This is a genomic window from Cupriavidus sp. 86D6 (assembly GCF_057815095.1).
On the sequence record NZ_JBYPSB010000014.1, the window covers coordinates 27,954 to 47,571 of the forward strand.

A 19,618-nucleotide genomic window follows, 5' to 3' on the forward strand; every position below is an offset into this window, starting at 1 on the left:
GCGGTGATTTGCAGGATCAGGCCCGTTTTGCCTGTTCGCTGCCGTAGCGGTTCAGGTAGCGGTACTTGCCGAAGTGGTAGTGCGAACGGTACCAGCGCCCTTCCACCTCGAGGCCGTTGAACAGCACCCCCTTGACCTCGCCGCCGGCCTGTTCGATCACGCGGCGCGCGGCGGTCAGTTCGGCGGCGGTGGTCTTGTCGGCGCGTGCCACCAGGAACACCGCACCGGCTCGCGGCGCCAGGATGCCGGCGTCGGCGGCGGCCAGCACCGGCGGGGTGTCGATCAGCACCAGGTCGTACCGCGACCGCAGTTCCGCGAGCAGGCTATCCATCACGGGGCTCTGCAGCACGTCGGCGGCGAGAGGCGGCTCGGCACCCGTGGCGATGAAATCCAGTCCCGGCACCACGTCGCGCTGGATCACGTCGTCGAGGCGCGCGCTGGTCAGCGCCTCGGTCAGTCCGGGTTTGCGCGTGACGTTGAAGCGTTCGTTCAACGCGCCGCGTCGAAGGTCGCCATCCACCAGGACCACCTTGCGACCGGCTGCCGCCGCGACCACCGCGAAGTTCGCGCTCAGGAACGACTTGCCGGCTTCCGGGGCCGGGCCGGTGAACACCACGACGTTGTTGCGCTGGGCCCCGAGCAGCGCGAACTGCAGCGCGGTACGGAAGCCACGCAGGCTTTCGATGGCCGGATCGTCGGGCTCGCCGATGGCCAGCACATCGCCGCCGCCGCTCTTCACGCGCGACAGCCGGGCCTGCTGGGCGCTCATCGGGATGGTCGCGTACACCGTCATGCCGCATTGCGACTCGATCTCGTCGGCATCGGTCACGCCGCCATCGAACACGCGCCGGATGGCCACCACGATCAGCGCGATCACGATGGCCAGCACACCGGACGTCGCGCCGATCAGCATGCGGTTCGGGCGTACGGGCTTGAGCGGGACGTCGGCGCCGTCGATCAGGCGCGCCGTTCCGACCTTGCTGGCCTTGACCAGCCGCAGCTGCTGCACGTCGTTCAGCAGCGACTGGTAGAGCTCGGTGTTGACTTTCAGGTCCCGCATCAGCCGCAGAACGTTCTGCTCGACGTCCGGCAGCTTCTGGATCTTGCCGGTGACGCCGTTCAGCTGCCCGGTCAGACCGGCGATCTGGTTGTCCAGGATCTCGATGGTCGGGTGATTGGTCGTGAAGCGCGCGATCAGTTCCTGGCGCTTCTGGCGCAGCTCCTGCAGCTTGGTCTGGATCTGTACCGACTGCGAGAGGATCAGCTTCGATTCCTCGCTGAGGTCGATGGTGCCGCGCTGGTTACGCATCGCGTTGTAGCGCGATTCGGCCGTTTCCATCTGCTGCTTGAGCTGTGGGAGCTGGCTTTCCAGGAAGTTGACCGACTTCTCGGCCTCGGCCGCCTTGCGGCGCAGGTTCTGCTCCACGTACTCGTTGCCGATCTCGTTCAGGGTGGACGCGGTGCGCGCCGGCGACGTGCCTTCCAGCGCCACGCCGATCACGCCGCTCTGCTTGCCGCGCTCGCTGATCATGAGCTGGTCCTGCAGGCTGGCGATGGCAATGCCGCGCGGCACGCGACGGACGTAGAACTGCGCGCCGGCACGGCCGTCCAGGCGGCTGATGTCGATCGTCACCGAGCCGCTGCCGGTGGCCACCGTCAGCGGATGGCCGACCTCGCCTTCGGCGGTCTGGTCGCTGCTGGCGAACGCCAGCCGATACTTGCCGTCGCCCAGCGCCGTGACCACCATGCGGCGGTCTTCCATCTGGGGCGGTACGTCCAGGCGCTCGACCACGATCGATTCGCTGCCCCACGCGTAGCCGCCAAAGCCGAACAGGCCGGGGGTGGACAGTTCCCGGTTGTAGCTGGCGATCGCGGCGCCGATCAGCGGCAGGTAGCGGGGCACCGCCTCGACATCGAGCCGCAGCGTGTCCACGGCCTTGCCGACCACCATGCGCGAGCGCAGCAGTTCGATTTCGGCCGAGGCCGCCGGCTTGGCGTCGAACACGGGCGAGATGTTCGCGGCCAGCTTGCTGGCCGAGTTGCCCGGGGTGGTGTCCTCCACCTGGACCACGATGTCGGCGCGGTAGACGGGGCGCGCCAGGAACGCATACAGCAGCCCCGCACAGAGGATGGTCGCGGCGACTGTCACGAATGTCCACCGGTAGCGGACCAGCACGTCGACGTACGACGTCATGTCCATGGGCTTCTCGTTGTCTTCCCATGTATCAGGAGCCGTGTCCCGGAAATTCCGTACGATACTCATCATGCCTCTCCGTGGCGATGGGCCGGCTCTGCCGCATGGATTCGTGCCGACCAGGATTCAACACCCTTCTTGATCAAACCAAGTACGATGACAAACATGTTTTGCGAGCCGCCGAAAGGGTCCGGCACATCGGCCTTCTGCTGTTCGCAGAGGCGATGCGTCTTGCCGCGCGCCTGCGGGTACAGCGTCTCGATCGCGTCGCGCTGCTCCTCGTCCATCACAAGGACCAGGTCGGCGTCGGTGACCAGCGACTGGTCCACGGCGCGCGCGCGATGCTGGCTCAGGTCGTCGCCCTCGATGGCCAGCAGGCGCACCGCGCGAGGGTCCGCGGTGGCACCCACGGGCGGGGCCAGGCCGGCCGACAGCACATTGCAGTGGGGCAACGCCCGGCTCAGCAGTGCCGCCGCCATCGGGCTGCGGCACCGGTTGCCAATGCAGATCACGAGGATCGACCTGACCATGTCGCGTCCGCTGATGACGATCATGGCCGCGCGATGCTGGCCGTGCCCACAACCGGCTGGACCAGGAGCGTCATCACGCGGGCCCAGCGCACGAGGTCACGCGCATCGACGTAGACGACGTCCTTCGGCTCCAGCTCGAAGCTTTCCGCGATGGCCAGGGCCACCGGCGAGGTGCCGTCGAGGTGGTAGACCTTGGGCTTGCCATCGGTGGTCTTGCGGATGACGAAGATCTGCTCGGCGTTGGCCGTCTGCGGGCTGACGCCGCCAGAGTCGCCGAGGGCTTCGTTCAGCGTCATGCGGCCGTTGCGCATCAGCAGCGACGACGGCTTGACCACTTCGCCGGTCACGAAGACCTTGCTGTCCTCGCGCTGCTCCACGCGCACGATGTCCCCGGAGCGCAGCATGATGCGCGACGGATCGATGCCCCTGGCCAGCAGCGCCGGCATGTTGACGTACCAGCTGCGTTCGCCGCGCGTGACCCGCACGCGGCTGTTGTCGCCGGTCAGGTTCAGCACCCCGCCCGCCCGGTTCAGCGCTTCGACGAGCGTCATTGGCGCATCGTCGATGGCAAGCATGCCAGGCGTCTTGACTTCGCCGTCCACGTACACGCGCTGGCTGCGGAAGCCCAGCACGCGCACCGTCATCTGGGGATCGCGCACCACGCGCGACAGGATGCGGGCCATCTCGTCGCGGACTTCGTTGGCGGTCTTGCCGGCGACATGCATGACGCCGGCATAGGGAAACTGGATATCGCCCGAGGGGCTGACAACGTAGCCCGGCATGTTCGAGCCACCGCTCGAAGTCGGAATCTCGAACGCGGCCCCAATGCTGTACGTCTGCGTCGGGAACACCAGTTCGGGGTGGTCCCAGACCACCACCGAGATGATGTCGCCGGCGCCGATGCGGTATGGCGCCGGCGTGCCGAACAGTTCCTCGACGCCGGCATTGGCCGGTTTGGCATGGGCCTGCTGCTCGCGGACCAGTTCCAGTGTGATCGGCGTGACCTCGGGCATCGAATCGGGGCTGACGCCGCCGACCGGACTGGCGCTGAATTTCATACCCGGGGACGCCGCGCAGGCGCCCAGCAGCAATGCGGCACACACCATGGCCAGCGTGGCGGCCAGTGATCGAGGCGATCTGGCGTTGCACCGGCTGACTGTGTGGTAATGGCTAGTCTTCACGGCATCCTCTCCCCAGTCGATTAAACGAGACGCGCATCGCTGTGCATCGCGACTGAATGCATCGTAGGAGTCTGCAAAGTGCACTATCGGTGCGCTCTCGCACATTGGTGCAGAAGCGCGCCCGGCTAACGTTGCGTATCGCACCGAGTGCCCGCTGCGGTGCCGCATATCGTGGCTGCAAGCGGCGGATCGGCATCCGCCATGGGCATTTGGCGTTGCACAACCACGGAGAGACCAATGAGGGGCGTGATCATCAATGCCGACGATTTTGGCTACGACGACGATACCTTCAGGGCCACGGTCGCCTGCTTCGAGGCCGGTCTGCTGACCAGCGCCACGATCCTGGCCGGCCGGCCCGCCACGGCGCAGGCCTGCAGGTACGCCCGGGACAACCAGCACCGCAAGTCCTTCGGGCTGCATTTCAACATCGTGGAAGGCTGGCGCCCGCCCGCGTCGAGTTCACTGTGCCGCAAGGACGGCTCGCTGTTCCCGCCGAAGATCCAGCGCGCGCGGGCCATGGCCGGCCTGATCGACGCGGCCGATATCCGGCGCGAATTCCGGCTGCAGCTGGAGGAACTGCGCGACCAGGGCGTGGATGTGTCGCACGTGGATGGCCATGGCCACATGCACAAGTACCCGGCCATCATGCGCGTGCTGCGCGATGAAATGCTGCGCGCCGGCATCTCGCGGGTGCGGCGGCCCCAGAACTGCTACTTCATGAAGAACCACGTGCGCGGCGCCATGAACGTGTTGCTGCTGCGACACTTTGGCGGCCTGCGCAGCCCGGACTTCTATGTCGGCGCCGATACGCGCCAGCGCGGCTGGGCGCTGCAACTGCCCGCCATCCTGCCGGAGGGAGTCACCGAGATGTCGGTGCATCCGGGCTACACCGAGACGTGGCGCCAGGAAGAGGGCGCGCCGCTGATGGACCCGGGCCCGCTCCACACCGTGCTTAAGGATGCCGGCATCACCCTGATGCGCTACCACGACATCTGAGGTCCCATCCGGGCTTCGTTCCCTTGTCCAGCGACGTCGCCGGCCTCGAACTTCGAGGCCGGCCGTCATTGGGTCACGCGTTGTGGGCCGCGTTGCTGTTCGCCTTGTGCGCGCTGATGGCGGCAATCGTGCGGTCCAGCACGTCCTCGGCGCGCTGCCGTTGCGCCTGAAAATGGATGAGCAGCGCGGCGCGCCGGGCCTCGGCGTGGCCGTCCGGTGTCATCAGCTTGCGCAGCCAGGCGATGGCGTACTCCGCGAAGTCGGCGTCGCGCGGCACCAGCACCCCGTTGCAGTCATCGATCATCGAGCCGATGCAGCCGCGATCGTTGGTGATCACGGGCACGCCGTGGCTGTGCGCCTCCAGCAGGATCAGCGGCGCGGCCTCGTTGTGGTAGGTCGTCGGGAACAGCAGCGCGTCCAGATGGCGGAAGAATGCTTCCTTCTGTGCGCCGTGCACCGGCCCCAGGTAGCGCACGCACGGGGTGCGGGCCAGCTCGGCATCGAACCGGGCGCGGATGTCGGGCGCCACGGGCCCCGCGATACGCGCGCAGACCGGCATGCCGATTTCCTGCGCCAGCCGCACGACCTCGAAGAACGTGAAGATGCCCTTGGCCGCCGTGATATTCGACAGGAAGCCGACACGGATCGCCTCGTCGGCCGCTTCCGGGGGCGGGGCCTCGGCCGACGCCAGCGCGGACGCGGCCGGCAGGTCGATCAGGCTCAGGTTCGACAGCACCTGGACGTTGCCTGGCGGCAGCCCGTAGATGCGGGACAGCTCGGCGCCCATCGTGTCGCACAGAACCAGGTGCCGGGCGCGCGGCGCGCAACGCATGATCAGGCGGGTGTACCAGGTGGCGCGGTTGATGTAGGCAAAGCTGTGGTGATGGAAGTAGATGGCCATGCCCGCCAGGTTTGCCAGCGCCACGAACGGTGCGTCGAGCAACTGCCCGAAGCCGCCGGACAGACCGAGATACAGCGTGTGGGGCCGCTCGTTCACGATCAGGCGGCTAAGGCGCCACAACTGCCGTGCGCGGTTGGCAAGCGCCTTCAGGCCTGCCGCGCGCCCCGAGGCCCGTTTGGCCACGTCGAGCACCTCCACCGGCGCATGTTCGCGAATGCGGTCGAGCATGCGCTGGTTCGATGCCGAAAAGCCGTTGTGCGGCGGCGGCAAGGGCCCCAGGAAGACCACGGGCCGGGCCAGTGCCGCAGGCGGCCGGTCGGACTCGATACGCGGCGTGGGCGCGGCTGGCGTGCCGGCTTCGGCGGGCTGTTTGGCAATCGGCCCGAAAGCGTTGGGCATGGTCATGCTCGTGCATCCTCCAGTATCTTGAGGCAGCCTTCCATGATCGAGCGGCCGGCGCACTCCGGCGAGTATTGCGCGGCCACGTCCAGGCAGCGCCGCATCGTCACGGCGACGTCGGCAAAGCTCCGGGTGGCGCGCAGCAGGGTACGGCTCAGGTCGGCCACGTCGCGCGTGACAAAGGTGTGGCCGGTCAGTCCGTCCTGGACCAGCTCGGGAATGCAGCCGCAACAATCGCTCACCACGATCGGGCAGCCAAAGCTCAGTGCCTCGTTGACGACGAGGCCCCAGGCCTCGGTGTGGCTGGGCAGCACCAGGCAGGTAGCCCGGCAATACTGTTGCGCCAGCTGGTCGATATCCATGGCCCCCAGGAACTGCACCGCATCGGCAATGCCTAGCGATTCGGCAAGCTGCGGCATCTGTTCGGACTCGACGACCGGCCCCGCCAGCACCAGCGTGGCCGCCGGCTGCTGGCGGCGAACGTCGACAAAGGCGCGTAACAGGTCTTCGATACCCTTGGCGCGGCATACCAGCCCCACGAACAGGAAGCGGGGACGATCCGGCGCTGGCGCGTTGGCCAGCCGCATGCTGGCGGCCGACTCGGCGCTGTAGGTGTGCGGCAGTGCGGCGGCCTGGCAGCGGTAGACAATGCGCGCGGGATCGGCGCCCATGGCGATCACGTACTCGGCGGAACGCTGGCCGTAGACGAAGATGCCGTCGCACTGGCGGAAGAAAAAGCGCTTGAGCTGCCGCTTGAGCGGGTGATCGGCCTGGTCGCGCATGGTCGAATCGCAGAACACGCCGCGGCGCTTGCCCGCCAGCATGCAGGCGGCCAGCATGGCCCAGAACTCCACCCGGTGGTAGCCGGGCATGAGGATCAGCCGGCTGCGCGAGCGGAACACCTCGCGCATCAGCCGCAGCGATACCTTCCACGCCGGAATGGTCTCGTAGGGTGCGTCGAACAGGATCTGGTACGGGTACCGGTGGTAGCTGGTGTCGACACTGCTGTAGGCCGAGCGGCCGTAGCCGGTGGCGGAGATGTGGAAGAAGCGTACGTCCTGCCCCTTGCCGCGCGCGTGCGAAAACGCCTCCGTGAACACGGCGCCCTTGTACTTGGGCCAAAGCATGTTGTGATAGATGTCGATCATCGTCAGTCCCTGGGCTGCGAAATGACCTGGCGGCCGTCTAGTCGGCGTGGAGTGCTTCCACGTCCAGCGGCGCTCCGGCCGAAAGCGATGGCGATGTGTCGCCGGGCGGCGCGTCGTCCAGCCTCGGACGCCGCGGGCGGCACGGACTTCCCATGCAGACCATGCCGGCAGGCATGTCGCGGAACACGGCACTGTGGGCGCCGATCACCGCGCCGCGGCCAATCGTGACGCCCGGCGCGACGAAGCAGTGGCTGGCCACCCAGGCTTCATCGGCGATGCGTATCGGACGGCCGCGTATGGCGAAGTCGCTGCGCCGGTAGTCGTGGTCGCCGGCGCAAAGGTAGGTGTACTGCGATACCACGGCGTGGTTGCCGATCTCGATCTCGGCCAGGCTGTACAGCTCGGCGCCATCGCCAATCCACGCGTAGTCGCCGATCCTGACCTTCCACGGGTAGGTCACCCGTACGCTCGGGCGAATCACCACGTCGCGACCCACATGGGCGCCGAAGCAGCGCAGCAGCCAGCGGCGGAAGCCGTTGGCAAACTGGGGCGAGCGATGGAACAGCAGGCTCTGCACACACCACCAGAGCTGCACGACCAGCGCCGAGCGGCCACGAAACCCGGGCGGCATCCGGAAGGTCGACAGATCCTGAAACATGTTGGGGCTCCCTTCATCCGGCGGACCGGAAACGATGTCCCGATGCTGGCGCTGCAGCGCCGCATCTACAGTACGGAAGCCCACAGAACCGTGGCGCACGCCAGCTCGCTGCACCGTCACGAGTCGCCGACGGAGTCGACCGTGGCGGTGGCGGTGGCGGCGATCGTGTCGGCGGAAAGCAGGCGCAGCAACGTTTCCTCGAACGTGGCAAGCACGGCGTCCCGGTCCAGGTGCGCCTCGGCCCACGCCTTGCCCGCCGCGCCAAGCATGCGGCTGCGCAGCGGGTCGTCGGCAAGGGTGACGATGGCCTCGGCAAGCGCCAGACTGTCGCCCGGTTCCACCACGATGCCGCACTGGATGACGAGCTTGCCCAGTTCGGTCCCCGGCGCGGCGGTGGCCACCACGGGTTTGCCGCTGGCAAGCATCGCCGCGAGCTTGGACGGCAGCACCAGGTCCGCCGCGTCGGCGCGCTGGGGCATCAGGTGGATGTCGGCCGCCGCCAGGAGTGCGGAGAAGTCCGCCCACGGCTGCAGGGGCAGGAAGTGGATGCGCGGCAGGCCCTTGCACCGCGTGCGCAGGTCCTCGACGCCGGCCCCCTCGCCACAGAAGACGAAATGCAGGTTTTCCCGTTCGCGCAGGTGCTCCGCCGCCTCCGCCAGGATTTCGATGCCCTGCTTGGCGCCGATGGTGCCGGAGTAAAGGGCGATCACGGCATCGGCCGGGATGCCGAGCCGCTTGCGGTAGTCGGCGTCGCTGCGGCGTGCAAGGCCCTGCAGGTCCAGCCAGTTCGGCAACATGGTCAGGCGGCTTTCGTCGGCGCCCTTGCGCCTGGCCAGGGCCACCATCGCGTTCGAGACCGACGAGACATGGTCAAAGCGCGTCAGTACAAAGCGTTCCAGGGCCGTGGCCATGCGGCGCAGCCATTTGCCCTTGAGCAGGCCCAGTTCGAACGCGGCATCGACTTCGTAGTCGTGGATGTGAAGCCAGATCCTGGCATTGGTCAGCCGTGCGAACAGCAATGCCGCGGGGCTGCAGAACAACGGCGGCTCGACGATGAAGATCACGTCGGGGCGCCACTTTGCCTGGCGCACCAGCCAGCCGATGCTGGTCAGCGCGAACGACGCCAGGTGCAGCACGCGCTTCAGGCCGCTCGGGCGCGCGGGAACCCAGAGCGGTGCCCGCATGACGTCGACGCCATTGCGCATCTCTCGCTGGTAACGCAGGCCGGCGTAGGCCGGATCGACCTTCCAGGCGGGATAGTAGGGCGGTGCGGTAATGACCCGCACGTCGTAGCCGCGGGCGGCCAGCCATTCCGCCTGCTCGCCGGTGTACTTGCCAATGCCGGTCAGTTCGGGAGCATAGTTGAGGCAATAGAGCAGGATTTTCATCGCTTGTTCTGTCCTGGCGCCGTGCGGCGGACGCGGGGGGCGTGGATGGCACTGCGCCGGGCGCGCCTACCCCCGCTCGGCGAGCCAGCTTCGCAGTCTACGCAGCGCATGCCGTCGGCAATGTTCGAGGCCGCACGCTCTGTGCCCGGCGCTGCGCACCTGTGGGGGAGCGAACAGAGATGTGAGGTGCAAGCGGCTACCCTCCACTGCGACGGGACTTTCCATCGTTGCGGAAGTCCACGCTCCAGCATGTGCCGCACAGGCCATTCGGGGCGGGCGTGCAACGGTTGCTGGCAATGCGGAGGCGTGCGTGACGACAACAAAAGGCGGGCTGCTCGAGAGCGATACGACCATGGGTATATCGCCTCAGGGAAGCGATTCCCGCGATCAGGGCGCGACCGAACGGGCGCGCCAGGCTACCCGGGCGTTGCGCCTGGCCGTCGCAAGCTCGATGGTGTCCAAAGCGTGCAGCATCGGGCTGCAGGTGGTGAGTATCCCGCTGTTTGCCAAGGTGCTGGCCCCCGACGATTTCAGCGCGATGATGGTCTATTTCGGCATCTCGGCATGGCTGTCGCTCGTGGCGATCGGCGTCTGGCCCACGATCACGTCGATCGCCGCCGATGACAAGAAGGGGGGCCTGCTTCCGGGCGTGCTGGCGGTGTCGGTCGGCGGCCTGTCGGCCATCTTCGCATCGGTGGTGGCGCTGGTGCTGATCCTGCGGCCGACGCTGGAGTCCAGCGGCGTTAACCTGTTCTCCGCCAGTCACTACGGTCTGTTCACGGCGGCGCTGATCTGCTACGCCATGCTGACCGTGCTGTCCGTGGGCGAAGCCGTGAACCAGGGGCAGCATCGCCAGCACGTCAACAACCTGATCACGGCGGGGGGCAGCGTGCTGAACGTCGTGTTCATCCTGCTGGTGACGTTCGCGCGTGAACCCGGCCAGGAACATGTGGACGTGACGCTGCTGTTCGTGGCCAGCCAGCTCGGCTTCATCCTGTTGCGCGTGTTCAATATGACGACCGTGCTGATACGCGTCGGACGGCCACACTCGTATCCCGGGAAATCGTTCGCCCGGGAACTGGCCGGCAACACGCGTGCGCTGGTGCAGGCCCAGCTTGCGGTGGCGTTCCTGCAGCAGGGCACCGTGCTGCTCTGCTACGAAATGGGCATGCCGCGCGACGCCGCGCTGTTGGCCCTGCTGTTCCGCGCCATCATGCTGCTGCACAGCTTCGTCTTCATGATCAACCAGCCGCTCTGGCCCATCATCCATCGCAACATGCTGGCGGGCGACTGGCGCTGGGTGTCGCGCACGTACCGCAGGCTGGCCACGTGCTACATCAGCTACGGCCTGCTGGCCATTGCCGTCGCGGCCGTGGCCGGAAGCGCGGCGGTATCGCTGTGGACCGCCCACGAGTACGTAATCTCCAATGGCCTGGCGGCGCTGTGTGCCGTGTACTTTGCCGTGCTGGTGACCTCGGCCGCGAGCACGCCCGTGCTGATGGGCGGCCAGGCATTCGGCAGCCTGGGCAACATCGGCACGATGGAGTTCGTGGCCGCCTCCGTGGGCTGCATCGTGCTCTACGCCTGCCACGCCGTGAACTTTCCGAACATCGTTGCCATCCTGATCGCCGCCAATGCGGTGACCGCGCTCTGGATGACGCCGACGCGGGCCGTGGGCCTGATCCGTCGCGGCCGACTTGCCGGAAGGCACTGATCTGGCGGCGAGCGCAAGGCGCAGAGAGGAGGGCGCCAGGCCAGTCGTAGGCCCGGGTCCCGTGTAGCAGGAGCGGGAGGAGCGGCAGGAGCCGCCCGCCACGGTATTCGGCGCCAGTGCCGTCGCGAATGGCCGGCCGGGAACGGTCGGCCGGTGTGGCCGGTCATGATCCGCCATTCGCAACGAAACACCCCAGAGCCAATGCAGAACGCCCCGTCGTGCCGAATGCCGCGGGGCGTTTTGTTTGTCTGGGTGCAGCGAGGCTGGCGAAGCCACCGGGCAGCGAACCGCCCGGCCGATGTCAGTGAGCAGCGCGGGCCGGCTGTGTTCGTGGCAGTTGCACGCGCTGGCTGCGCGGGACACGACGCTTCCGCCTGCCGCCGACGAACCAGCCGATCGTCATGAACGCCAGCACGGCGCCGCTGCCGTAGGCCACCGCAATCATCAAGGCGCCTCGCAGCGCAAAGATCAGGAACAGGGCGAAATAGATACCGGCGGGCCGGGCCACGGGGCCATCGGCGCGGTACAGGCGGTCGAGCAGGCGCACGCACCACGCCAGGCCGACGGCGTAGGCAATGACACCGAACACGGAGAAGTCGATATAGGCTTCCGCGATCAGCGGCGCCGACAGGTTATCGAATTCGAGCTTGTAGTAGACCATCAGGAACTGGCCGATATCGATGCCGGTGGCATGCGGCTTGGCTTCCCATAGCGTGTGGGGCACGAAGAACAACAGGCTGCCCAGCAGCTGTTCGCCATAGCGCACGCCGTTCATGTTCACCATTTCGAGCACGGTGGAGATATTGGCCCAGGCGTCGTAATGCAGATCGATGAAGTGCTCGAAGTATATCCAGGGGTCGAGCACGTCGGTAGGACGCCAGGACGTCATGTCCGCGTGAGTGAAGACCGACAGCAACGGAAAAAAGACGCCGGTCAGCAACAACAGCGTGGCGGCCTGCCGGCGTGACGTGCGCGAGAACCACGGCACCACCAGCAGCATGAGCCCCAGGTAGACTGGGCCGATGGCGTTGCGTTTCTCGATCAGCGGATTCTGCGCGAAGAACACGCAGACCAGCAGGAACAGGGCCAACAGCAGCCAGAACGGCTGGCGCAGCAGTTTCCAGCCCTTTACGTTCACCAGCATCAGCAAAGCGGGAACGGGCAGGAAGCACAGGAACTTCTGCTGCAGCAGGTACTGCGGCGTAGCCTCGATGATTTCGGACTGCGCCCGCAGGTCGATCGACTGCCAGGAAAGTGCTGCCGCCACGGCGGCCACGCCAGCCAGGACGAAGCCGCGCGGCACGGTCAACCGTGCCGCGTAGCCGTGGTGGGCGGGGTGCGCCTGGCGAGGGCCCGGGCGCGGACGCTGGTACCGGTCGCGCCTGGCGATGTAGCAGCGCGCGCCGACATACACCATGATAAACAGCGTGCACAGCAGGTTGGTGGCCACGGCGGGCGCCTCGGACAGCGTGGCGGTGTTCACCATCTGCCCGTCGAAGTAGGCGCGCTGCACCGCGGGCGCCACGACCAGGAACAGGATCTCGAACAGCAGGACCCCCGAGTCTCCCAGCGACGGCTCGCGCTCGCGCGCGTGGACCATCCAGTGCATGACGACGGTCGCCGCCAGCAACAGGGTGGACAGCAGAAGCATCGGCGAATCGATGTTCGAGATCGCGTGGCAATAGCCCACGATCCCGAACAGCGTCGTCGCCAGCAACATGTCCCAGAGGGACCCGGCCGACAGGCGCATGATGTCCTCCCTACTTGCTATGCGGGGGTTTCCATTGCGAGGAATTCCGGCAGCCGTTTGGTCGACAGGGCATCCTGGTACGCGATCCGCAGGCCCGTCTCCAGCGCCATGAGGGGTCGCCAGCCGGTGGCATTGATCAGGCTGCTGTTGAGCCGCTTGCGCGGCGTGCCGTCCGGGCGCGTGGTGTCGAACCGGATGTTCCCCTCGAAGCCGACCACCTTGCCAACCAGCAGTGCCAGGTCGCGGATCGTCACTTCCTCGTCGGTGCCCACGTTGAGGAAGCCTGGTGCGCCCGCATGCTTGCGGTAGACCTGGCTCGACAGCGTCATCACGTGCACGCATGCGCGCGCCAGGTCGTCCGCGTACAGGAATTCGCGCAACGGCGTGCCCGAGCCCCAGATGCTGACTTCCGAAGCACCCGCCAGCTTGGCTTCGTGGAAGCGCCGGAGCAGTGCCGGGATGACGTGGCTGTTTTCGGGGTGGTAGTTGTCGCCCGGGCCGTACAGGTTCGTGGGCATCACGCACCGATAGTCGGAGCCGTACTGGCGGTTATAGCTTTCGCACAGCATTATCCCGGCGATCTTGGCCACCGCATACGGCGCGTTGGTGGGCTCCAGGGGTCCGCTGAGCAGCGCCGATTCCTGGATGGGCTGCGCCGCAAGCTTCGGATAGATGCAGCTCGACCCCAGGAACAGCAGTTGGTTGACGCCGCTGCTCCACGCCTCGTGGATCACATTGGCCGCGATCATCAGGTTCTGCTGGATGAATTCGGCGGGGTACGTATCGTTCGCGTGGATGCCCCCGACGCGGGCGGCCGCCAGGTAGACCTGGGAGATCCGCTCGGTCGCGAAGAAGTGCCGGACCTCCAGCTGGTCGGTCAAATCGAGTTCACTGTGCGTGCGCAAGACAAGTTCCACGTCATCGCGCGTGGAAAGTGCACGGGCAATGGCGGAGCCGACCATGCCCCGGTGGCCTGCGATGAAGATTCTCTGGATATCTTTATTCATGGTGGTCGTATGTCCTGAAGCCTGCCATTTTGACCAGCGCATCGCGGCGGGCGGAAAGAAAGTCCGCCTCGATCATTTCATTGACCAGCTCCGTGAAGCTGATGCGCGGCGTCCAGCCCAGTTTTTCGCGAGCCCGCGTGGCGTCGCCAAGCAGCGTTTCCACCTCCGTGGGCCGGAAGTATCGGGGGTCAACGCGCACGATCACATCGCCCACCTTGCAGCGGGACGACAACTGCCGGCCATCGTGGTGGATCGCCGAAATGATGCCCACCTCGTCCACGCCGCTGCCTTCGAACGTGACCGTGATGCCCAGGCGCTGCGCCGCACATGCCACGAATTCGCGCACGCTGTGCTGTTCGCCGGTAGCAATGACAAAGTCTTCCGCCACGGATTGCTGGAGCATCAGCCATTGCATCTCCACGTAATCGCGGGCATGGCCCCAGTCGCGCAGCGCGGACAGGTTGCCCAGATAAAGCGTGTCCTGCAGCCCCAGCGCAATCCGGGCGATCGCGCGCGTGATCTTGCGCGTGACGAACGTCTCGCCGCGCACCGGGCTTTCGTGGTTGAACAGGATGCCGTTGCAGGCGTACATGTTGTAGGCCTCGCGGTAGTTCACCGTGATCCAGTAGGCGTACAGCTTGGCGGCCGCATACGGGCTGCGCGGATAGAACGGCGTGGTTTCCTTCTGCGGGATCTCCTGCACGAGGCCGTAGAGTTCGGACGTGGACGCCTGGTAGAACCGCGTGTCCTTTTCCAGCCCCAGGATGCGCATCGCCTCGAGCAGCCGCAGCGTGCCGACGCCATCGGTGTTGGCGGTGTATTCGGGCTCTTCGAACGACACCTGGACATGGCTTTGCGCGGCCAGGTTGTAGATCTCGTCGGGCTGGGACTGCTGCACCACGCGCACCAGGCTGGCCGTATCGGTCATGTCGCCGTGATGCAGGATAAGCCGGCGGTTGTCCGCCTGCGGGTCCTGGTAAAGGTGGTCGATGCGATCCGTGTTGAACAGCGAACTGCGCCGCTTGATGCCGTGGACCTCGTAGCCTTTCTCCAGCAGGAATTCCGCCAGGTACGAGCCGTCCTGGCCGGTGATACCAGTGATCAGCGCGCGACGGGTACCGTTGCGTCCACGCGGCAGCTGCGCCGCCTGATTGTCGAGTTTTTCCAGATCGCTTGCGCCCATGACCGTCACATGTTGGTTGCGGATGGGATGGACTCTATGGGCGGCGCAGGGGTGTCACTGTCTGGTATCCCACATAGTCGGCCGGCCCTCCCGCGCGCAGTACGGCCTCAGAGCGGCACTCCCATCAGGACGACGGTGGCGGCCACGCGTCCCGTGCGACGCAGCACAGGGGCCAGCCGATCGCCAAAGCGCGCAAGCAGCCCGGCCTTGCCGTGCCGCCCACGCGCCAGACGGCGCGCCACGCGGACCGGGAGCCGCATTCCGGGCGGAATCGAGGCGTGGCAAAAGGCGATCTTGCGCACGTAGTGGTCAACCTCCCACACCCACGAGGAGCCGTACGGAAAATACGCCACGTCGCCCTGGCAAAGGGTGCGGCTCATGCCATGGCAGTCCGTGACCCGCACACTGCCTTCGAGGATGACGACGACTTCGTCGAACTGATAGTGCCAGTCGAACTTGCTGCGCGTGCAATCCCAGATCGTGGTCCACGCGCCGCCGTCGTGCGTCGCGGAGTGATCGCGGCAGCGGGTGACGGGCGTGCCAGCACGAATCCAGGTGGGCTCTATCGGGCTCGGCTGGTCCGGCATGGCGCTGGTATGGCCGAAGACGCCAGAGTGTGGGAGATGTCGCGGATCGGCTTTGGGGCTGCCGAGCATGGAAGTTCCTCCTGTCACGTTGGGCCGCCGTGGGGGCGAGAGGCAATCGTTGCCGATCACGCCAGGTGGAAATGTGCGAAAACGCACGCATGAAACAGGACCGTCGGCGAAACGCCGCGCCATGCGTGGTCCCAAAACAAAGCGGGCGCCGCGTGATGCCGGCGCCCGACTGTTGAGGTAGCGCGACGGCGTCTTCTAGAGAGGCAGGCCGGTCTCGAAGGAAGCGTCATCGAGGCGCGAAAGCGGCTTGCGTGCGCTGGCCGCGCGTGCGGAATGCGGGTCGCCATTGACCCACTCCAGCGTCGCGCCGCGCTGCAGAGCCGCATAGACCGCCTCGCCCTTGTTGCGCACCTTGAGTCGCTGGTAAAGCGTGCAGGCGTGGCTCTTCACCGTGGCCACGGAGATATTGAGCATGCGGCTGACCGTCTTGATCGGATAGCCGCGCGCCAGCAGCACCAGCACTTCGTACTGGCGCGGCGTGATCTTGAGCATCTCCGCTTCGTCGTAGCTGGGCTCTTCCTCGGCCATCGGCAGGCCGTGGGCGGGCGCGACGGGCGCCGCGGCGATGGGTGTGCCAGGGCGCAGGCTGGTCAGGTCGCGGACTGCCACTGCGGCACGCATGGCACTGGCGCAGGCCGATGGCGAAGCCGCGTCCTGCGGTGTGACTGGCGACAGCGGCAGCGGGGCCGCAGACGCCAGCGACGTGGTGGCCGGCATGGCCGACCGCGAGGCCACGGGCGGTGCCGCGGCGTCACCGGCGAACATCAGTCCCTGCACGCTGGATATGGCCAGCCGGATGGCGGCCTCGATCACGGCCAGCGATGCCGATTTGGGCAGGCAGCCGCAGATGCCGCGTGCGGCGTCGGGCGATGGCACATGCAGCGGAAGGCTGTCGGACAGAACCAGGATGCGCTGTGGCGTCAGCCGTTCCCGGGCCTGTTCCAGCTGTTCCCAGCCGGTGGCCTGGTCGGCAGGCATGCCGAAGACCAACAGGTCGGCGTTTCGGTGCGGGATCTCCAGGCGGTTGATGTCGGCTGGCGCCAGCGCCAGTACATGTCCGGATTCCTGGATGGTTTCGAGCATCTGCAGCAGCCCGAGCCGGAGCAGCGGATGCTCCTCGATCAGCAAGGCGTTCATTCTTCTTGACTCCCCGTTTGTGGGTGAGATGCGGGACGCTTTGCGTGTGGGAACTACACCGCTGCACTGTGCGGACCACCGTGGATGGCACCGCTTGCTTCAGCTGTAACCCCGTGCTTCCGTGTCTGTCGACGCCCGCTTGTTAGAAGGGCTTGTCCGCGCGACCAGAAGTATGACCCGTACCTTAACCCGAAAGAAAATCTCGCTCCTAAATCGAAACTTAAATTCATCTTATGGGCTGGTTGGTACGAATGCAAGCGCACGGGTTGGGGTTGATGTGGAGATGTAATGCACTCCACCTCATAATCCATTGCCTGGATCGTGCATATGGCTGGAGAAGTATTTGCAAAGCCATCCAGCCGGCTCTGCCACAGGGGTTTCACGATTGATACATCATGCCGGCAAGTTGTTTCACGCATGCAACCGATCGGAATGAAAATGGTGTGGTGAATATCAAAAACTCACCCGCTTGGGGGGTGTGGCATTAACGGAAATGGTGTTTGGTGACGCATTGCTGAAACCCCTCGAAAATGTTCCGGATGTCAGTATTTTCCGCTGCGACTTTGGTGGGGATTCCGTCGGACTAGTGCAAAAGGATGAAGGGCGGATCGTGCCTCGGCACGAAAGAAAATCGCGTTGTACCGTTGCGGTCTCCCGGCCTTCAACCTGCCCGGGGTGGCTGCTGCGGCACGTTCCGGAAAGCGTTGCGGGCCGGACCCCATGCCCGTGGGTCCGGCCCGCTTCGCTGTCTTGATGCCGTATCGGTTGCCATGATCGTCCGCGGCATCAACGGTCGGGCACGCGCATGCGCGGACTTATCCGGCGTTGCCGGACATCAGCGTCCCCAGTAGCCGGGGCGCTTGTACCAGCCGTGCGGGCCATGCACCCAGCGGTCCGGCACATAACGCTGGCCGTGGCGCGCCGACTGCCAGTAGCCGCCACGCCACGCATACCCGTTGCTGGCGCGGTCGTAGTGTCCCGGCACCCAGACCTGTCCCGGGCGCGGTGCCGGCCGTACCTCGTGGCGCGGGGCCGGGGGCGGGTTGTCGTAGTACCCGTGGGCCTGCGCGGCAGGGGACAGCAGTCCAAAGACGCCACCCGTGGCAAGGACGGTGGCAGCAAGCAGGATCTGGCGTTTCATGTGGATCTCCTTGAGGCGAGGGCGCCGGAAATATGAGGGAAGCAAGCGGTCGATCGTCAGGCGCGATTCACTTAGTAGCGCCCGCCGCGGTAGTAGTCGTGGTGATAGTGCGGGCCACGCGGCGGCACCACGATGCACGCCGACAGCAGGGCGCTGGTGGTGGTCAGCAGGATGGCCAGGGCAATTGCGCGTTTCATGAGAGGGACTCCGTATCCGGTTCGCGTTGAACACGGGTTCACTCTAGCGGCGCACACTGTGCGAACGCGGTTGCACTTGTAAGCCTGTCTCACATGCGGTCCGGTCCCGGCCAGTTTCCCCGTGCACGCCGATGCCACCCGCAAAGGCTTATAGGGCAAGGGTTTGCAGGAATGTGACGTAGGCGTCCGAAAGATGTCTGACGGGTCAGCAGCAGGTAATGTGGCGTTACATCGGAAATGAGTCCTGCAAAGATTCGGCGATGTCCGCTGCGGTGTCGGCCGCTGCCGTATCCGTTTGCGAGGGCGCCTCGCACGCCTTGGCGGCTCGTGTCATCGCAAGCGACGTCCGCGACGTTCTCCGCAGAAACGGGTACGCTTGGGGCATGCCGGATGCGTTGCCGGTTCCCCGTGGCGGTGCGTGCGCCGCGCCATCGGGGGTGGCGGCGCGATGTCGAACGCCCCACGATGCGTCATCGCACCCGCCGAATATCCCAAAGTACGTGCCGGAGCGATGGCACGAAGCTTGCGCCAGTCTGTTTGCCGTATTCCCGGAGGGAGGACGTCATGCCGGTCATGTTCATCGTGCTGGTTCTGCAGGCACTTGAAGGGCTGAGCCCGCTTACCGTGCCCCAGTTCGCACGGGCAAGGTTCGACGATGGCCCGGCCGATGCCGTAGCGGTCATCGAGCGCACGCAGTCGCCCTAACCGCGCCGGCGCGCAGGTTCTCCGGGAAACACCATTCACACCAGACCGGAGCAACCGACATGAATCGCCAGGACGTGACCGACCTCATCATCGAAGCCAAGGTAACGCGCGGTATCTCGTGGGCCCAGGTGGCCGACCGCGTGGGCAAAAGCAAGGAATGGACGACCGCCGCCTGCCTGGGCCAGATGACCTTCGACGAGGCCGGCGCACGCGCCGTGATGGAGATCTTCGACCTGCCCGCCGAGGCGGAGCCGTGGCTGCGAACCGTTCCCTATAAAGGATCTCTGCCGACGCAGGTACCCACTGACCCGCTGATCTACCGGTTCTATGAATTGATCAGCGTGTACGGCACCACGTTCAAGGCGTTGATCAACGAGGAATTCGGCGACGGCATCATGAGCGCCATCGATTTCCGGATGGACCTGCAGCGCGAGGCCGATCCCAACGGAGACCGCGTGCGGATCGAGATGTCCGGGAAGTTCCTGCCTTACAAGACCTACTGAAGCCTGGCGGGGGGCGGCCGCCTTGCGCGGCCTTGCCCCATTGCCGGCGCAAGGCCAGCCCCGATTCAGCCGAAGTATTCCTGGTAGTAGCGCGCACACGTGCCCGTCGGGCGGAACGTGTAGGGCAGTTCGGCCATGGCGGCCGCTTCCAGCGAACCAAACGGGATGTCGAGATCGGCCTCGGTGCGATCGGCCACGTCGTCAGGGCGGGAGATGTGTTGCGGATTCAC

19 protein-coding genes are annotated in these 19,618 nt (G+C 66.1%); 4 read left to right on the forward strand and 15 right to left on the reverse strand.

Features of this window, described 5'->3' with window-relative positions:
• Positions 1 to 16: 16 nt before the first annotated feature.
• Genes AC3G88_RS23595 through AC3G88_RS23605 form a run of 3 tightly spaced genes read right to left on the reverse strand, consistent with a single transcriptional unit; the run spans position 17 to position 3,830 of the window.
• The gene (locus tag AC3G88_RS23595; protein WP_488774163.1) at positions 17 to 2,263 is read right to left on the reverse strand and encodes a polysaccharide biosynthesis tyrosine autokinase; all 2,247 of its coding nucleotides are present in this window, start codon (positions 2,261 to 2,263) and stop codon (positions 17 to 19) included.
• The gene (locus tag AC3G88_RS23600) at positions 2,263 to 2,724 is read right to left on the reverse strand and encodes a low molecular weight protein-tyrosine-phosphatase (RefSeq protein ID WP_153948729.1); all 462 of its coding nucleotides are present in this window, start codon (positions 2,722 to 2,724) and stop codon (positions 2,263 to 2,265) included. Before AC3G88_RS23600 ends, AC3G88_RS23595 begins: the two co-directional genes overlap by 1 nt.
• A 20-nt stretch (positions 2,725 to 2,744) precedes the next feature.
• Positions 2,745 to 3,830, reverse strand: a complete 1,086-nt coding sequence (locus AC3G88_RS23605) for a polysaccharide biosynthesis/export family protein (protein WP_487522993.1) — start codon at positions 3,828 to 3,830, stop codon at positions 2,745 to 2,747.
• Positions 3,831 to 4,142: 312 nt separating this feature from the next.
• On the opposite strand from AC3G88_RS23605, the gene AC3G88_RS23610 reads away from it, so the two are divergent.
• Positions 4,143 to 4,901: a ChbG/HpnK family deacetylase gene (locus AC3G88_RS23610; protein ID WP_488774140.1), complete on the forward strand. Its 759-nt coding sequence runs from the start codon at positions 4,143 to 4,145 to the stop codon at positions 4,899 to 4,901.
• Between the two features lie 73 nt (positions 4,902 to 4,974).
• Here AC3G88_RS23610 and AC3G88_RS23615 read toward each other — a convergent pair whose 3' ends face one another.
• From AC3G88_RS23615 to AC3G88_RS23630, 4 genes are all read right to left on the reverse strand, one after another.
• Positions 4,975 to 6,201, reverse strand: coding sequence for a glycosyltransferase family 4 protein (locus AC3G88_RS23615; RefSeq protein ID WP_488774139.1), 1,227 nt, complete (start codon positions 6,199 to 6,201; stop codon positions 4,975 to 4,977).
• Between the two features lie 2 nt (positions 6,202 to 6,203).
• Entirely contained in the window at positions 6,204 to 7,349 is a 1,146-nt protein-coding gene (locus tag AC3G88_RS23620) for a glycosyltransferase family 4 protein (protein ID WP_488774138.1), read from the reverse strand.
• 37 nt (positions 7,350 to 7,386) lie between these two features.
• Entirely contained in the window at positions 7,387 to 8,007 is a 621-nt protein-coding gene (locus AC3G88_RS23625; protein ID WP_488774137.1) for a putative colanic acid biosynthesis acetyltransferase, read from the reverse strand.
• Between the two features lie 116 nt (positions 8,008 to 8,123).
• On the reverse strand, positions 8,124 to 9,395 hold the full coding sequence (locus AC3G88_RS23630; protein WP_488774136.1) for a glycosyltransferase WbuB: 1,272 nt from the start codon (positions 9,393 to 9,395) through the stop codon (positions 8,124 to 8,126).
• A gap of 310 nt (positions 9,396 to 9,705) precedes the next feature.
• Between AC3G88_RS23630 and AC3G88_RS23635 the strand changes: the two genes are divergently transcribed.
• The gene (locus tag AC3G88_RS23635) at positions 9,706 to 11,109 is read left to right on the forward strand and encodes a polysaccharide biosynthesis protein (protein WP_488774135.1); all 1,404 of its coding nucleotides are present in this window, start codon (positions 9,706 to 9,708) and stop codon (positions 11,107 to 11,109) included.
• 301 nt (positions 11,110 to 11,410) lie between these two features.
• Here the strand turns inward: AC3G88_RS23635 and AC3G88_RS23640 are convergent, their stop codons facing one another.
• The 7 genes from AC3G88_RS23640 to AC3G88_RS23670 all read right to left on the reverse strand — a co-directional run bounded on the left by AC3G88_RS23640 (position 11,411) and on the right by AC3G88_RS23670 (position 18,180).
• The gene (locus tag AC3G88_RS23640) at positions 11,411 to 12,859 is read right to left on the reverse strand and encodes a hypothetical protein (RefSeq protein ID WP_488774134.1); all 1,449 of its coding nucleotides are present in this window, start codon (positions 12,857 to 12,859) and stop codon (positions 11,411 to 11,413) included.
• 17 nt (positions 12,860 to 12,876) lie between these two features.
• The gene (locus AC3G88_RS23645) at positions 12,877 to 13,866 is read right to left on the reverse strand and encodes a GDP-L-fucose synthase family protein (RefSeq protein WP_488894058.1); all 990 of its coding nucleotides are present in this window, start codon (positions 13,864 to 13,866) and stop codon (positions 12,877 to 12,879) included.
• Entirely contained in the window at positions 13,859 to 15,049 is a 1,191-nt protein-coding gene (gene gmd, locus AC3G88_RS23650) for a GDP-mannose 4,6-dehydratase (protein WP_488774132.1), read from the reverse strand. Before gmd ends, AC3G88_RS23645 begins: the two co-directional genes overlap by 8 nt.
• Positions 15,050 to 15,156: 107 nt before the next feature.
• Complete coding sequence (locus tag AC3G88_RS23655; protein WP_488774131.1) at positions 15,157 to 15,705, reverse strand: cupin domain-containing protein; 549 nt, start codon at positions 15,703 to 15,705, stop codon at positions 15,157 to 15,159.
• 195 nt (positions 15,706 to 15,900) lie between these two features.
• Positions 15,901 to 16,842, reverse strand: coding sequence for a helix-turn-helix transcriptional regulator (locus AC3G88_RS23660; RefSeq protein WP_488774130.1), 942 nt, complete (start codon positions 16,840 to 16,842; stop codon positions 15,901 to 15,903).
• An 835-nt stretch (positions 16,843 to 17,677) separates the two neighbouring features.
• The gene (locus tag AC3G88_RS23665; RefSeq protein ID WP_488774129.1) at positions 17,678 to 17,983 is read right to left on the reverse strand and encodes a hypothetical protein; all 306 of its coding nucleotides are present in this window, start codon (positions 17,981 to 17,983) and stop codon (positions 17,678 to 17,680) included.
• A gap of 71 nt (positions 17,984 to 18,054) precedes the next feature.
• Entirely contained in the window at positions 18,055 to 18,180 is a 126-nt protein-coding gene (locus tag AC3G88_RS23670; RefSeq protein WP_029050781.1) for a hypothetical protein, read from the reverse strand.
• Between the two features lie 564 nt (positions 18,181 to 18,744).
• Between AC3G88_RS23670 and AC3G88_RS23675 the strand changes: the two genes are divergently transcribed.
• Together AC3G88_RS23675 and cynS are read left to right on the forward strand one after the other, a co-directional pair.
• Entirely contained in the window at positions 18,745 to 18,885 is a 141-nt protein-coding gene (locus AC3G88_RS23675; protein ID WP_488774128.1) for a hypothetical protein, read from the forward strand.
• A gap of 59 nt (positions 18,886 to 18,944) precedes the next feature.
• A complete protein-coding gene (gene cynS / locus AC3G88_RS23680) occupies positions 18,945 to 19,388 on the forward strand; it encodes a cyanase (RefSeq protein WP_066737728.1) in 444 nt (147 codons plus the stop codon).
• A gap of 65 nt (positions 19,389 to 19,453) precedes the next feature.
• On the opposite strand, the gene AC3G88_RS23685 is transcribed toward cynS, so the two are convergent.
• Positions 19,454 to 19,618, reverse strand: coding sequence for a hypothetical protein (locus AC3G88_RS23685; RefSeq protein ID WP_194946549.1), 165 nt, complete (start codon positions 19,616 to 19,618; stop codon positions 19,454 to 19,456).

Bases quoted from the DNA above. Each gene is read 5' to 3' on its own strand.
- AC3G88_RS23645 (WP_488894058.1), bottom strand. From the start codon at position 13,866: ATGAATAAAGATATCCAGAGAATCTTCATCGCAGGCCACCGGGGCATG.
- AC3G88_RS23625 (WP_488774137.1), bottom strand. From the start codon at position 8,007: ATGTTTCAGGATCTGTCGACCTTCCGGATGCCGCCCGGGTTTCGTGGC.
- AC3G88_RS23665 (WP_488774129.1), bottom strand. From the start codon at position 17,983: ATGAAACGCCAGATCCTGCTTGCTGCCACCGTCCTTGCCACGGGTGGC.
- AC3G88_RS23670 (WP_029050781.1), bottom strand. From the start codon at position 18,180: ATGAAACGCGCAATTGCCCTGGCCATCCTGCTGACCACCACCAGCGCC.
- AC3G88_RS23605 (WP_487522993.1), bottom strand. From the start codon at position 3,830: ATGGTGTGTGCCGCATTGCTGCTGGGCGCCTGCGCGGCGTCCCCGGGT.
- AC3G88_RS23595 (WP_488774163.1), bottom strand. From the start codon at position 2,263: ATGAGTATCGTACGGAATTTCCGGGACACGGCTCCTGATACATGGGAA.
- AC3G88_RS23615 (WP_488774139.1), bottom strand. From the start codon at position 6,201: ATGCCCAACGCTTTCGGGCCGATTGCCAAACAGCCCGCCGAAGCCGGC.
- AC3G88_RS23630 (WP_488774136.1), bottom strand. From the start codon at position 9,395: ATGAAAATCCTGCTCTATTGCCTCAACTATGCTCCCGAACTGACCGGC.
- cynS (WP_066737728.1), top strand. From the start codon at position 18,945: ATGAATCGCCAGGACGTGACCGACCTCATCATCGAAGCCAAGGTAACG.
- AC3G88_RS23610 (WP_488774140.1), top strand. From the start codon at position 4,143: ATGAGGGGCGTGATCATCAATGCCGACGATTTTGGCTACGACGACGAT.
- AC3G88_RS23620 (WP_488774138.1), bottom strand. From the start codon at position 7,349: ATGATCGACATCTATCACAACATGCTTTGGCCCAAGTACAAGGGCGCC.
- gmd (WP_488774132.1), bottom strand. From the start codon at position 15,049: ATGGGCGCAAGCGATCTGGAAAAACTCGACAATCAGGCGGCGCAGCTG.
- AC3G88_RS23640 (WP_488774134.1), bottom strand. From the start codon at position 12,859: ATGCGCCTGTCGGCCGGGTCCCTCTGGGACATGTTGCTGGCGACGACG.
- AC3G88_RS23655 (WP_488774131.1), bottom strand. From the start codon at position 15,705: ATGCTCGGCAGCCCCAAAGCCGATCCGCGACATCTCCCACACTCTGGC.
- AC3G88_RS23600 (WP_153948729.1), bottom strand. From the start codon at position 2,724: ATGGTCAGGTCGATCCTCGTGATCTGCATTGGCAACCGGTGCCGCAGC.
- AC3G88_RS23675 (WP_488774128.1), top strand. From the start codon at position 18,745: ATGCCGGTCATGTTCATCGTGCTGGTTCTGCAGGCACTTGAAGGGCTG.
- AC3G88_RS23660 (WP_488774130.1), bottom strand. From the start codon at position 16,842: ATGAACGCCTTGCTGATCGAGGAGCATCCGCTGCTCCGGCTCGGGCTG.